Source organism: Mycobacterium sp. NGS39 (assembly GCF_059812765.1).
The window spans coordinates 57596-71005 of the sequence record NZ_JCALDH010000004.1 but is presented as its reverse complement, the minus strand read 5'-3'; the positions used below and the strand labels follow the sequence as shown (position 1 = coordinate 71005).

Here is a 13410-nt window from a genome sequence, read left to right as displayed (position 1 = left end):
ACCTAAAATCACGGTGCCGATGAGACCAAAGAACCTGTGGCGTCATCCGGTACGGGTGCCGCCCACTGAGAAGCCTCGGGCAGAGGGTCGTGTCCACCTGCCCGACGGGCGCCGGCTGGGTTTCGCGGAGTTCGGGGATCCGTCGGGTGACATCGTGCTGTGGTTCCACGGCACACCGGGCGGCCGTCGGCAGTTCCCGCTACTAGGCCGGCGCGCTGCCCAAAAGCTCAGGCTGCGCGTGGTTCTCGTGGAGCGTCCCGGCGCGGGGCTTTCGGATGCCTATCGATACGACGCGGTGGCCGACTGGGCCACCGACGTGGCGCACGTTGCCGACGCGGTGGGCGCCGCCCGCCTGGCCGTCGTCGGGCTTTCCGGCGGCGGCCCGTACGCGTTGGCGTGCGCGGCGGTGGAGCCGCTCGCCAGTCGCGTTGTGGCGGTGGGCATCTTAGGCGGCGTGGTGCCGTCGGTCGGTCCCGACGCGGCTGCCACCGGGGCCATTGTGCTGGCTCGTCGCTTCGCGTTGCCGCTTTCTCTGTTGCGTCAGCCGTTGGCGCTGACCGTATCGGGACTGATCCTGCCGATCATCCCGTTCGCGCACTACGCATGTCGTGCGTACGCGAGCATCACGCCCGAGGGCGACCGCCGGGTGCTGCACGATCCGGAAATGGAAGGCATGTTCGTCGACGACCTCATCTTGTCGACACGAGGACGGCTGCAGGCGATCGTGGACGACGCCCGATTATTCGGGCGGGACTGGGGATTTCGACTAGCGGATGTCAAGGCGCCGGTGCGGTGGTGGCATGGTGATGCCGACCCGATAGTGCACCTGGTGGGAGCTCAGGCGTGCATCGAACGACTGCCCAACGCCGAGCTCATTCTGCGCGCCCAAGAAAGCCACCTCGGCGGCTTCGCGACCGCCGACGAAGTGCTCGAATTCGTCCGCTCTCAGTTCTGAGCGTCGAACCACACCTGACCCGTGGTCATTGCAGGACCGCGGGCGTCGGCTCCCAGCCACGCACGGTGGATGTCGTTGACAGACGGGCGTGTTCGATGTCGACTTCCCACTCGGGGAAGCGCTTGATGATTTCCTCCAAAGCGATCCGGCCCTCGAGTCGGGCCAACGCCGAGCCGAGGCAGAAGTGGGTGCCCACACTGAACGCAAGGTGCTGTCGCGGCTGGCGGTGGATGTCGAAAACGTCTCCGTCAGGCGGGAATTGACGATGATCGCGACATGCGGCACCGATCAGCATCATCATGACGCTGCCCTCCGGAACGGTCTGGCCGTAGTAGTCGATGTCCCGGGTCACGTACCGCGCCACGTGCGGCGCAGGCGGCTCGTAGCGCACTAGCTTGCCCGCCCACCCGATCAGCCGAGTGGTGGTTTCATTTCCGGCGCCGGCGACCACGTTCAGGTAGACCAGGAGCTCCGCACGGGTGAGTCGCCGCAGCGTGCCTGTCTCGTCGGTGAACTCGACGTTGAGCGACTCGGTCATGATGTCGTCGGACGGGTGTTCGGCGCGCCAGTCGATGTACGCGGCGAAATGCTCCCCCGTCACCAAGCCCTGCTTCGCGGCTTTCATCGGCATTTGAGCGCCGAGGTCGTCGACGAAGTGGCCGCGCGGGTCGGCGGCCTTGGTCGCCTGCTACCTAACCGGCACCAGATCCGGCTCGTAGGCCTGCCGACAGCGGGTGCCGCCACGGAATGATTCGGTAGTCAAGTCCGGACCGGCGGGAAGTCGTACAGCTGCGAGCGCACAGGCCTTGAAGACACACGCCGCGCTACTGAGCCGGTGCTGGACAGGTTCGGCGCGGCGATGGACTCCGGTCGGCCACAAATCGCCCCACAGAATGACCTCGGTGAGACCCCGATCCAGGGCCGCGACAACGGCCTTACGTATACGTGCGTCGCGGTTGAAGACGTCGGCGGCGACCGCAATTGCTTGAGGCGCAGGCACATCCCCGATTGCGTCGAGCGTTGCAGCCGGAGCCGTTCGAATTCCGAGAATGCGAAGCGCCCGCGCGTCAGCGGGTTCGTCGAGATGCAGGGTGACATCCCACCCCGCCATCGCGCGATCGAATAGCCAGCCGCCGGCCGACCGCACGACGTCGTCGACGTCGACGGCGATCACATGGAGCCGGTACCGAGTCGACGTCCCTGCTGTCTCGGGGCCGCGTTGAGGCGCCCGTCGCGGGGCGGCGTAAGGGAGCTCGAACTGGATCGTCGCGTCGTCTCGGCGCACACCAACAGCGTGACAGTTTCGATGTCATCTGTAAAGCTCGGATTCAACCGTCGAAGGGGGCGCACCCATGGATGTCCACAGGATCAGCGACGAACTCGGAATCACTGCGCTGCTCAACAGGTATGCCCGTGCCGTCGACACCAAGGACTGGACTTTGTACCGGTCGGTCTTCACCGCGGACGCCCGTATCGACTACTCGTCGGCGGGCGCGGTCGCCGGTGGCCGTGACGAGGTCGCCGAGTGGCTCAGCCGGGGATTCGCGGCGATTCCGATGAGCATGCACTACATCACCAACGTGGAAGCCGAGCTCGACGGCGACACGGCGACGGTGCGGGCGATGTTCTACAACCCGATGCAGTTGCCCGGCATGACCGAGCTGAGCTATTGCGGTGGCTACTACCACCACCGGTTGGTGCGGACCTCCGACGGATGGCGCAGCGCCGAACTGCGCGAAGAGAACGTGTGGTTTGTCAACGCGCCGAGACGCTGATCTGAATCCGACGCACAGCCGCTCTGCCGGTCGGGCGGCGGCTCGAACGTATAGTCCCCCGGCTTGAATCTGCGCGTCATCGCCCAGAACGCGCGGGCGCTTCGCGGCCACTGGGTGACCACGCGGCCGTTGGGCGCCCGAAAGTAGTTGCTGCACCTGGTGGTCCACACGGTGCCCGCCATCCACCGGTCGATTTTGGCGACGAACGCAGCCATGGTTTCCGGCCGCACGGCGACGTACGGTTTACGTTTGCGGCGAAGGTATTTCAGTGCCGCCACGACGTAGCGAGCCTGCGCTTCGAGCATGAAGATCACGCTGTTCGACCCGACGTTGGTGTTCGGGCCGTACAGCATGAAGAAATTCGGGTAGCCCGGAACCGCCATGCCCAGATAGGCGTACGCGCCATCCCGCCACGTCTGACGCAACGACGTGGCGCCTTCGCCCACCACGTCGATCTGGCCCAGGTAGTCGGCCGCGGCATAACCGGTCGCGCACACCACGACGTCCACCTCGAGTTCAGTGCCGTCTTCAGTGACCAGTGAGCGGCTGCGTAACGCCCGAGCCGGGCTGGCCACCACCTCGACGTTCGGTCGAGTCAGCGCAGGTATGAAATCAGACGAGAACACCAACCGCTTGCACCCCAGCGGATGATCCGGAGTCAGCTTGCGGCGCAGCTCCACGTCGTCCACGACTTCGTCGAGCATCTTCTCGGCGAGCGCCTTGAATTCCTGCGTCTTGTCGCTGCCGTTCTCGATCACCGAGATGTTGGCCTCACTGCGCAGCCACAGTCGCGTGCGGTACAGCCTCTTGGCGAACGGCACGTATGCGAGGATCCATTGCTCGCGCTTGGTGTACGGGCGGTCCGGCTTCGGCAGGATCCACGTCGCCGAGCGCTGCACTGAATACACTTTCTTGGCCACCTTCGCCAGTTCCGGCAGCAGTTGCGACGCCGTCGAACCGGTACCCAGCAACGCAACTCGCGCACCCGTCAGATCCACCGAATGGTCCCAGCGTGCCGAATGCATCACGACGCCGGTGAACGGCTCTTCCTCGACCAGCTTGGGCATCACCGGTTGAGTGAAGATCCCGACAGCCGATACCACGACGTCGAAGTCGTGCCGCTCACCGGTGGAGGTGGTCAGCCACCAGCGGTTGGCGACGGAATCCCATTGCGCTGAAACGATTTCCGTGTTGAGCCGCAGGTGCGACGCCAGTCGGTAGCGCCGAGCACACTGCTCGAAGTACTCCAGGATTTCGGGCTGGGCCGACCACAGTCGCGACCAATGCGGATTGAGCTGAAACGAGTACGAGTACAGGTGCGACTTCACATCGCAGGCAAGGCCCGGATAGGTGTTGATCCGCCAGGTGCCGCCGACACCGTCCTCGCGGTCGAATATCGTGAAATCGCGAAACCCGGATTTTTGCAGGAGAATCCCGAGCGCCAGTCCACCCGGCCCGGCACCGATGATCCCCACCGACAGGGTGTGCCCGCTCGTCGTACTCATCCGATCTGCAGGCATTGGCCGCCGTCGACGACGAGTTCGGCGCCGGTGATGAACGACGCCTGCTCGGAGAGCAGGAAGGCGACGGCATCGGCGACCTCGGCGGGCCGGCCCAGTCGCCCGATGACGGCCCGCGCGCTCAGACGGGCCTGGGTGGCGTCGTCGAGCATCAGTGTCTGGATCGGTCCGGGAAACACCGCGTTCACGCGGATACCGGACGGCCCCAGCTCGGCCGCTGTGATCTGAGTGAGGCCGCGCAGCGCCCACTTGGCCGAGCCGTACGCTGCGTGATGGGGAAACGGCCGAAGCGCACCGGTGCTGCACGTGTTCACGATCGCGGCACCCTGCGCGCGGCGCAGCTGCTGCAGCGTGGCTCGGATGCCCAAGAACGGACCCAGGCAGTTGACGCGCCAGCTGCGCTCGAAACCCGCTGGCGTTTCTTCGTCCAGCGCTGCTCGGTGCAGCACGCCTGCATTGTTGACCAGTGCGGTCAGGGTTCCGAACCGCTCGACCACCGTCTTGACCGCGGCGTCCCACTGATGTTCGGCGGTCACGTCCAGCTCGATCGCGATGACGTCGGGATCCTCGAGCGCGTCGACTGTCGCGGTCAGCTCGTCGACCATGAGATCGCATGCTGCGACGCCGAATCCGATTGCACGCAACCGCCGCGTGATCGCGGCGCCCTGCCCGCGGGCGGCGCCGGTCACAATGGCTACGCCGGTCACTGGCCCGTGGCTTCCCTCAGATGCGCTGCCACTCCGCGACGCAATGCCTGCGATTCGGAGGCCAGCGTGATCATCCGGAATCCCAGCCCTGCCATCACATTGCCGGCTTTGCCGTCTCCAGCGTGCACACCGGTCACCAGGCCGGCCGCCGCGGCGGTGGAATGGATCCGCCTCATGGCGTCGCAGACAGCGGGCTCAGTGAATGCCTCAGAGACGCCGTGCCCCATCGACAGCGAAAGATCGACCGGACCGACATAGATCCCGGAAAGCCCTGGGACAGCGCATATCTCGGTTATATTAGCGAGTCCGCGGGCGGTCTCCACCATCGCGAATACGCTGGCCCGCGACTCCAGCGTGGCAGTGTCGCGGCCCAGGCTCGGCGCCAAAGGGCCGAAGCTGCGCACTCCCGACGGTGGGTACCGGGTAGCGGACACCGCCGCGGCGGCCTGCTCGGCTGACTCGACCGTCGCGATGATCACCGCGTCGGCGCCCGCGTCCAGCACCCGCCCGATCGGAGCGGCATTCGCCGAAGGCAGCCGCACTGCGGTGACGATCGGGACGTGTTCGAGCCGGCGCAGCAGCAACGCGACGTCGGCGTCGCTGAGATAACTGTGCTGAACGTCGAAACCGACGTAGTCGTATCCGGCGCGGGCGAATTCCTCCGGGCCCATGATCGTCGGGCCGACCACCCATCCGCCCCACAACGGTGATTTCGTGTCGAGAGCTTGCTGCAGTCTGCTCACGCGACGATCGCAATCTTCACGCGTTCTGGTACGGGACGGCAGGCGAGTTCGAACGCCGACTGGACGTCGCCGATGCCGAACACGTGCGTGACGTAGTTCGGCAGGAGTTCGGGGTGTTCGCGTGCGAACGCGTCGGCACACCGCAGCACCCGGCTGCGGTCGAGTGTCACGCCGGATTGCAGCGTCAGATTGTTGCGCAGCATCGTGCGCATGCTGATCGGGTAGCAGTCGTCGTCGGCCACGCCGAAGTAGAGCACAGTGCCGCCGAAGGCGGCTGCGTCGATGGCATGGCCAAGCGTCGCGACTTGATGGCCGACGGCTTCGATGACGATGTCCGGCTTGTCATTCGGTGAGAGATGGCTTACCCAGCGGTCGCTGGTGGCGCGCACCACCGTGTCGACACCGAATTCCTTGCCGACGACTTCCCGATCGACCGGGTCGACGCCGGTGACGTGCCGGGCCCCTTTCACCTTGGCCACGTACGAGAACAACAACCCGATCGAGCCCTGACCGATCACCGCGACATGGCGTCCGTGCAGCTCGCCCAGTTGCTCGAATGCGTACAGCACGCATGCCAATGGCTGCAGTGCGACCGCATGGCCCGGATCAAGCGCCGGGTCGTAGCCCGCCACGCCGTTGCCGTCGGTGGCCACCCGCTCCATCAGGCCGTCGAACCCCGACGCCCAGCCCACCACGCGGTCGCCGACGCGGTGGTCGGGATGGCGCGTCGCGATCACCTCACCCACGACCTCATGGATGGGAAAACCGTCCTTCTCGGCCGCAGACAGGCCACAGTCGCCCGCGATCTTGCCTCGCACACCGCGAAACGGCGGAATGTCACTGCCGCAGATGCCGGCGGCCAGGAAGCACAGCAGCACCTGGCCGTCAACGAGATCATCGGATGTCTTGTCCGGCAGGGAGTTCCGTTCGAAGGCAAAGGGCGCGACGAGCCGGTACGACCACATCGTCACACCTGCACCGGTATGCTGTTCCAACCCCACTGGAAGCTCGACGGCGGGCGCGACGCTGCTTCGCTGACGACGTTGAACTCTGGTACGCGCTTGAGCCACTCGGCCACCAAGATCGCGATCTCCAGCCGCGCGAGGTGATAGCCGAGGCAGAAGTGCTGGCCGCGGCCGAAGGCCAGGGACCGCTCGATGCGCCGGTCCCAGATGAACTCGTCGGGGTCGGGATACTGGCGTTCGTCGCGGTTGGCCGAGGCGATCAGCGTGATCACGCGCTGGCCCGGCCCTATCGTGATGTCGTGGAGGGTGAACGGCTTGCGCACCGTGCGCGCAAACCATTGCGCCGGTGCGCAATAGCGGATGATCTCGTCGCGCGCGACGGGCACGTTGGCCTCGATGTCGGAACGCACCTCCGCCATCTGCTGCGGCCGGCGTGCCAGTTCCCAAAGGCCGTGCGCGACGATCTTGGGCACAGTCTCGGTGCCGCCGATGAACACACCCAACATCTGCGTCGCGACCTCCACGTCGGATAGCGCTGATCCGTCGGGCAACCGGTACGCCAACAGCTTGTCGACGATCGGCAACTTTTCGCCGGCGCCGGCGCGACGGCGCTGCACCACCGGGATCAGGTATTCGAGATATCCGGGCCGGGCGTTGGCCACCTCCACCCCACTGCCGGGTTCCGCGAGGCTTCCTGCGTTGACCGTCGCCAGTACCTCCGCCGCCAGCTCGGCGGGTAGACCCACCAGATCGCACACCACCGTGGCGGCGACGATGCCGCCGTATTCCTGTGTCAGATCGAACTGTCCGCGCGCAGTCAACTCGTCGAGGCGCTCATTGGCCAAGCTGCGAATCCGATTGGCGAGAGCGGATACCGATTCCGGGCGGAACGGCGCCGACGTGCACTTGCGTACACCGTCGTAGATCGGTGCGTCGAAGTTGGCGTGAAACGGCATGGGGTGCAGCGGCGGATCGGGCACGGGCCCGTCGTTGTGGTGTGCCAGAACCGCTGCGGCGGGCAAAGTTCCCTCGGACGCCACGAAGGTGCCGTCCATGATCTCGAGTATCCGCCAGATGTCGTCGAACCGCGACAGCGCGTAGGTGTCCCACTTCTCGATGTAGTACACGGGATACTTGTCCCGTAGCACGCGGTAGTACGACAGCGGATCGGCCATGACGGCAGGATCGAACGGGTCGTACGAAAAGTCTTGCATCACCGCGCTTTTCATTGCAGTGGTGACGGCGGTAGGGCGGCGAGGATGGAGTCCTCCCACCCGTCGCGCAGTGCGGGCGCGACGCTCATCCAGGTGACGATCTCGGCGGGTGGGTTGTCCTTCCAGGACGGGTAGTGGTTGGCGAAGCAGTCCCAGTCGCCATCTAGCGCCCAGTAATGGATGACTTCGTTGAAGCGGAAGGTGGTGGTGAACGAACCAAGCCAGCGCTTGCCTGTCCGCTCAGACCACGGAACGTAGAGGCGCTCCAGCTCGCGGATGTAGTCGTCTTGCCGGCCGGGCTTGGTCTGCATGATCTCCTGAATCACCAGTCCGGCTTTGACATCGGCCTCTTTGAGTTGAGCGAGCGTGCGGTTGCTCGGAGCGGGGTACATGATCCGCCCCTCCCCCGACGCGCCGGCTTCAGACAGGAACGCCGTCCACTTGGCCGCGGCCGCCTCGTGGCTGCCCCCGCAGGCTTGTGCACTACCGATTCGCGCATAGTCGGAGAACCCGTCGATCTCCCAGATGACAGTGGCTTGCGGCCAGTGGCCGTTGTAAGGCGTCGTCTCCCAGATCGCAAACAACCGCGCGCCGAGTTCCTCCATCATCGGCTGGTACACGTCGGCGAACAGCTGCGTGAACCGGTCGGTTCCAGCAGAGCCCAATGCGATGGTCTCGTGCAGATAGAGCAGCGTGTGGCTGTAGTACTTGCGCATCAGTGCTCATCAGAAGTTGACAGTCGCACCTAGCGAGCGTGACACTTATGCCGTGTTTTGTAAAGGCGCCACGGGACGTCGAATGACCCCTGCCGGATGACGCTGACCCCGCTGGCCAACGGTTTCTGTTTCGGCGAGGGTCCACGCTGGTTCGAGGGCCTGCTGTGGTTCTCCGACATGCTCGGCGAGGCAGTCCACACTGTCACCCTGGCCGGTGAGATGAGCACGCTGCCGCTGGCCGGTCATGCTCCGTCCGGATTGGGCTTCCGGCCCGACGGTTCACTGCTGATCGCCTCCACGCAACATCGGCAGATTCTTCGCTACGACGGCGAAAACGTGGACTGCATAGCCGATCTCAGCGCGATGGTGCCGGCCGACCTCGGCGACATGGTGGTCGACGACACCGCCCGCGCCTACGTCGGATCACAGGCCCGACGCGGCGGCGTGATCGTGCGGATCGACAGCGACGCCAGCGCGTCAATCGTCGCCGACGACCTGGACTTCCCCAACGGCATGGTGATCACACCCGACGGGGCGACACTGATCGTGGCCGAGTCGGTCGCTCGGCGATTGAGCGCCTACAACATCGACGAAGACGGCGGGCTGTCGGATCGCCGGATCTTCGCAGACGGCCTCGACGGACCGCCCGACGGGATCACGTTGGACGCCGGTGGTGGCATCTGGACCTCGATGACGCTGGCCCACCAGTTTCAGCGAATTGTGCAGGGCGGCAAGGTCACTGACCGCCTCGACATCGGTGAGCGCACCGCGATCGCCTGCACGCTGGGCGGACCGGAGCGACGCACGCTGTTTCTGCTGTCCAGCACCGACGCATATCCCGAGCGGCTGATCGGCACCAGGTCGTCCCGCCTTGACGCGGTGACCGTGGACATCCCAGGCGCGGGCCTACCATGAGCGACGCGTATTACGAGCTTGTCGACGAATCCGCCTCGGACACGGAAAGATTCGTCGCCACCGACTTGGTGCGTAGCACCTGGACCGCCGCGATCCAGCACGCGGGACCGGTGTCGTCACTGCTGGTTCGTGGTCTGGAGCGCTGTGCTCGCCGCGACGACACCCGACTCAGCAGGGTTGTCGTCGACCTGCTGGGTCCCGTGCCCACCGAGGGCGAATTCGAAGTGCATGCGGCGTTGGACCGGCAGGGCAAGCAGATCGAGCTGGTCACCGCCGAAATGCTGGCACCCGGCCCGCACGGAGCACTGCGACCGGTTGCAAAGGCCAGCGGTTGGCGGTTCCAGTACCTCGATACTCGCGAGACGGTGCGAACGGGTCCGCCCGAGCTGCGCCCCGTCGCGCAGGGCCGCAACCGCAACCTGGCCGAGAAGTGGGACCGCAACTACCTCCACAGCCTGGAGTGGCTCTGGCTGACCAAACCGCTGAACGACGGGCCGGGTGAGTCGTGGATCAGACCGACTGTGGATCTGGTGAACGGCGAAACCATGACTCCGCTGCAGCGGCTCTTCGCGGTGGCCGACTGCGCGAACGGCATCGGCTCCAAACTCGACATCACCAAGTGGACGTTTCTGAACACGGATCTGTCCGTGCACGTGTTTCGGGTTCCTGACGGCGAGTGGACCGGCATTCGCGCGGAAACCAGTTACGGCCCCGATGGCGTGGGCACCACAATCGGGACACTGTTCGACGAGCAGGGCGCGGTGGGCGCTATTGCACAGTCGGTGCTGGTGCGTCGGCGTCCGCAGGGCTGAGCGTCCCCGTCACTCGATGTATGCCGGAAGGCGTTTGATGCCGTGGACGAAGCTGCTCAACAGGAAGTCCGGTTCTCCGAACTCGATGCGCCGAAGCCGAGTCAGCAACTCCCGGAACAGGTTTCGCAACTCGCACTTCGCCAGCTGGTTGCCCAGGCAGAAATGCGGCCCACCGCCGCCGAAGCCCAAATGCGGGTTCGGTGAGCGCACGAGGTCGAACGCGTGCGGTGCGGTGAACACGGCTTCGTCGCGGTTGGCCGAGCAGTAGAACAGCGCCACCTTGTCGCCGGCGATGACGGGCTGCCCGGCGATTTCGGTGTCCTGCACGGCGAATCGCGCGAATTGCAGCACCGGCGTCGCCCAGCGTACGAATTCCTCCAGCGCAACGCCGATTCGACCGTCGAAGTCGTCCGTCAACCACTCCCGCTGCGCCGGGTGGTTCGCCAGCGCCAACATCACGTGCGATGTAGTCTGTTTCGTGGTGTCGTTGCCCGCCGAGGCCAGCAGGATCAGAAACGCGCCGATCTCCTCGTCGGTCAACCGGTGACCGTCGACTTCGGCGTTGACGATGCTGGTCATCAGGTCGTCCGCCGGGCTGCGGCGCCGAAATTTGGCCAGCTCGATCCCCGTGTTGCTCAACAGCATGATCTCGTTGATCGTGTTCTGTGCGCGATCCTCGAGGGAGCTGTACTCGTCGTCGCTCATGCTGAACAGCTTCTCGGCCGCATGGGCTACGGCTTCCCGGTCCTGGGGCGGCACGCCGAGCATCTCGGAGATCGTCATCATCGGCAGCCGAGCCGAGCATGCTTCGACGAAGTCCACTTCGCCGGCGCCCACCAGGTTGTCCACCACGGCGACCGCGTTGCGGTGGATCTGATCCTCGATGCGGCGCACGTTGCGGGGGGTGAACGCCGCGCTGATCAGTCGGCGATAGAGCGTGTGCTGCGGGGGGTCCATGGTCAAAAAGAACGTCGCGATGCGTTGAACCTCTGCCGGCATCGGATCCAGCGCGACGCCTCGCGCAGAGGTGAACAGCTCAGGGTGCTGGCTGGCGAACATGATGTCGGCGCGCCGGGTCAGCGCCCAGAACCCGTCCTCTTCCATCGGGAACAAAGAGGACATCGGCGGGTGCCAACTGAGTCCGTCGGCAGCGCGGAGTTCGGCGAAGGTCTGGTCGCGAACCTCGAAGGGCTGGCTCCAGAAGGCGTCAGACGTGATGTCGAACGGACTGTATTCGTGCGCCCGAGGCGAACTGGCGACAGTCACTCCGGCTCCCTTCCGACGGTTCGCGACAGTTCTGACGTCGGATCAGCGTGACAGTTCGCCGATAATTTGTAAAGCTATCGGGGTGCCGCAATCTGCCGACCCGGACCGCGCCACCCGGGAGCGGATCCTGTCCGCCACGGCGGAGGTGCTGGGCCGCCGCGGCATGATCAAGCTCAGCCTGTCGGAGGTCGCGCTGCAGGCCGGCGTGTCCCGTCCGACGCTGTACCGCTGGTTTGCCTCCAAGGAGGATCTGATCAGTGCGTTCACCGTCTGGGAAAGACAGATGTACGAGCGCGGCGTCGCCGACGCGATGGCTGGCCTGCCGGCGCGTGAAAGGCTCGATGCTGCACTGAGATTCATCGTCGAGTATCAGCAGTCGTATCCCGGGTTGCGAATGGTCGACGTCGAGCCGGCCCTTGTGATCCGCCGGCTGTCGCAGATCGTTCCGGTGATGCGCGAGCGGCTCGAGCGGCTACTGCCCGGCCAGGCCGGTGCCCAAGCTGCGGCGACGGCGGTGCGAGTCGCGGTGGCGCACTACCTGGTACGCAGCGACGACGCCGACCAGTTTTTGGCGCAGCTTCGGCACGCGGTCGGTATGAAAGCTTGGGCGAGTTAGCGCTTCTGGCGCGAATCAAGCTCTGCGAGAATCTCTTTCGTGTGCTCGCCCAGTTCGGGCGCAGGTGCGCGCGGCGCCCAGGGCGTCCCGTGGAAGTCGGCCGGAGTGGCGACCATCGGCACGCTCGACTCGCCGTCAGGGACGTCGACGATCCCGCCGGCTGCGTGGAACTGTTCGTCTGCCACGACGTCCTCGATCGAGTTGACCGGCGACCAGAAGAAATCCGGCTCGGACGCGAAGATCGTCGCCCATTCGTGCAGGGGCTTCGTCGCGAAGATGGCGTCCAGCTCGGCGATCAACTCCACCGCGTTGGCCGCCCGGGTGCGCGCGTCGGCGTACCGCGGCTCGCTGAGCCAGTCCGGGCGGCCGACGACTCTGCACAGCGCGGGCCAGTGCCGGCCGGCCTCCAACCCGACGATCCAGAATCGTCGTCCGTCGGCGGCCGCGTAGTTGTTCATGCACGGATTGCCCATTGTTTCGCGCTGTCCTATCGCGATGGGCTGGCCGGTGAGCAGATAGGTGTTGAGGTCGAAGCTGATTGTGTACGCGCCCTGCCGGTACAGCGACGTACTCACCAGCTGTCCGGTCCCGGTGCGGTTCCGCGACACCAGCGCCGCGCACACGGCCCCGGCCAGCGTCATGCCGGCCATGTGGTCTCCCATGCCGCCGCGCTGGAACGGCGGAGTGTCGCCGGGGCGGGTCAACAACGCCGCGATGCCTGCGCGGGACCAGAACGCCGCGACGTCGTAGGCGGACCGGTCGGCGTCGGGCCCGGATTCTCCGTAGCCGGTGATCAAGCCGTATATCAGCCGAGGATTGCGCGCGGTGAGCGTCGGGAAATCCAGGCCGAGGCGGCGCAGTCCGGCCGGACGCACGTTGGTGACGAAAACGTCGGCGGCGCTGAGCAATTCGTATGCCGTCGAGCGGCCGTCATCGGTAGCAAGGTCGATGACAATGCTGCGCTTGGAGCGGTTGTCCATCTCGAACGGCGGGTTGACCCCGAGGTCACATCCCAGCATCCGGCCGAACATCCTGGCCGGATCACCGCTGGGCGGTTCGATCTTGACCACGTCCGCGCCCCAGTCGGCGAGGATGCCGCCGGCGGCCGGGCCGGCGAACCATACACCGAGTTCGATGACACGGATGCCCTCTAGCGGTCCTGGCATGCCTGATTTCTACCGCCACGCCAGTCGGACATCGAATGAG

13 protein-coding genes and 2 pseudogenes are annotated in these 13410 nt (G+C 65.6%); 5 read left to right on the top strand and 10 right to left on the bottom strand.

Annotated features, from left to right (window positions below; translation table 11 throughout):
* The first annotated feature begins 19 nt into the window (after window positions 1-19).
* Window positions 20-955: an alpha/beta fold hydrolase gene (locus tag AC5Y39_RS07155; RefSeq protein WP_500016940.1), complete on the top strand. Its 936-nt coding sequence runs from the start codon at window positions 20-22 to the stop codon at window positions 953-955.
* A 25-nt stretch (window positions 956-980) separates the two neighbouring features.
* Here the strand turns inward: AC5Y39_RS07155 and AC5Y39_RS07150 are convergent.
* Window positions 981-1592 (bottom strand): annotated as a pseudogene (locus AC5Y39_RS07150) (cytochrome P450); the annotation flags it as partial.
* 51 nt (window positions 1593-1643) lie between these two features.
* Window positions 1644-2240, bottom strand: a complete 597-nt coding sequence (locus AC5Y39_RS07145; protein ID WP_500016942.1) for a hypothetical protein — start codon at window positions 2238-2240, stop codon at window positions 1644-1646.
* A 67-nt stretch (window positions 2241-2307) separates the two neighbouring features.
* Here AC5Y39_RS07145 and AC5Y39_RS07140 point away from each other — a divergent pair, with 67 nt between their 5' ends.
* The gene (locus AC5Y39_RS07140) at window positions 2308-2730 is read left to right on the top strand and encodes a nuclear transport factor 2 family protein (protein WP_500016944.1); all 423 of its coding nucleotides are present in this window, start codon (window positions 2308-2310) and stop codon (window positions 2728-2730) included.
* On the opposite strand, the pseudogene AC5Y39_RS07135 reads toward AC5Y39_RS07140, so the two are convergent.
* The 6 genes and pseudogenes from AC5Y39_RS07135 to AC5Y39_RS07110 form a co-directional block, all read right to left on the bottom strand.
* Window positions 2724-4250: pseudogene (locus AC5Y39_RS07135) on the bottom strand (flavin-containing monooxygenase); the annotation flags it as partial. The gene AC5Y39_RS07140 and the pseudogene AC5Y39_RS07135 overlap by 7 nt on opposite strands.
* On the bottom strand, window positions 4232-4957 hold the full coding sequence (locus tag AC5Y39_RS07130) for an SDR family NAD(P)-dependent oxidoreductase (RefSeq protein ID WP_500016946.1): 726 nt from the start codon (window positions 4955-4957) through the stop codon (window positions 4232-4234). The gene AC5Y39_RS07130 and the pseudogene AC5Y39_RS07135, both read right to left, overlap by 19 nt.
* Complete coding sequence (locus AC5Y39_RS07125; protein WP_500016948.1) at window positions 4954-5700, bottom strand: HpcH/HpaI aldolase family protein; 747 nt, start codon at window positions 5698-5700, stop codon at window positions 4954-4956. Before AC5Y39_RS07125 ends, AC5Y39_RS07130 begins: the two co-directional genes overlap by 4 nt.
* Entirely contained in the window at window positions 5697-6665 is a 969-nt protein-coding gene (locus tag AC5Y39_RS07120; protein ID WP_500016950.1) for a zinc-binding dehydrogenase, read from the bottom strand. Before AC5Y39_RS07120 ends, AC5Y39_RS07125 begins: the two co-directional genes overlap by 4 nt.
* Before the next feature lie 2 nt (window positions 6666-6667).
* Window positions 6668-7879, bottom strand: a complete 1212-nt coding sequence (locus tag AC5Y39_RS07115) for a cytochrome P450 (RefSeq protein WP_500016952.1) — start codon at window positions 7877-7879, stop codon at window positions 6668-6670.
* Between the two features lie 11 nt (window positions 7880-7890).
* A complete protein-coding gene (locus AC5Y39_RS07110; RefSeq protein ID WP_500016954.1) occupies window positions 7891-8595 on the bottom strand; it encodes an NIPSNAP family protein in 705 nt (234 codons plus the stop codon).
* 96 nt (window positions 8596-8691) lie between these two features.
* Between AC5Y39_RS07110 and AC5Y39_RS07105 the strand changes: the two genes are divergently transcribed.
* Together AC5Y39_RS07105 and AC5Y39_RS07100 are read left to right on the top strand one after the other, a co-directional pair.
* A complete protein-coding gene (locus AC5Y39_RS07105) occupies window positions 8692-9510 on the top strand; it encodes an SMP-30/gluconolactonase/LRE family protein (protein ID WP_500016956.1) in 819 nt (272 codons plus the stop codon).
* On the top strand, window positions 9507-10322 hold the full coding sequence (locus AC5Y39_RS07100) for a thioesterase family protein (RefSeq protein WP_500016958.1): 816 nt from the start codon (window positions 9507-9509) through the stop codon (window positions 10320-10322). The genes AC5Y39_RS07105 and AC5Y39_RS07100 overlap by 4 nt, the downstream gene beginning before the upstream one ends.
* A gap of 9 nt (window positions 10323-10331) precedes the next feature.
* On the opposite strand, the gene AC5Y39_RS07095 is transcribed toward AC5Y39_RS07100, so the two are convergent.
* Window positions 10332-11588: a cytochrome P450 gene (locus AC5Y39_RS07095; protein ID WP_500016960.1), complete on the bottom strand. Its 1257-nt coding sequence runs from the start codon at window positions 11586-11588 to the stop codon at window positions 10332-10334.
* 82 nt (window positions 11589-11670) lie between these two features.
* Here AC5Y39_RS07095 and AC5Y39_RS07090 point away from each other — a divergent pair, with 82 nt between their 5' ends.
* A complete protein-coding gene (locus AC5Y39_RS07090) occupies window positions 11671-12204 on the top strand; it encodes a TetR/AcrR family transcriptional regulator (protein WP_500016962.1) in 534 nt (177 codons plus the stop codon).
* Here AC5Y39_RS07090 and AC5Y39_RS07085 read toward each other — a convergent pair.
* A complete protein-coding gene (locus AC5Y39_RS07085) occupies window positions 12201-13370 on the bottom strand; it encodes a CaiB/BaiF CoA transferase family protein (protein ID WP_500016964.1) in 1170 nt (389 codons plus the stop codon). The genes AC5Y39_RS07090 and AC5Y39_RS07085 overlap by 4 nt on opposite strands.
* Between the last annotated feature and the right edge of the window lie 40 nt (window positions 13371-13410).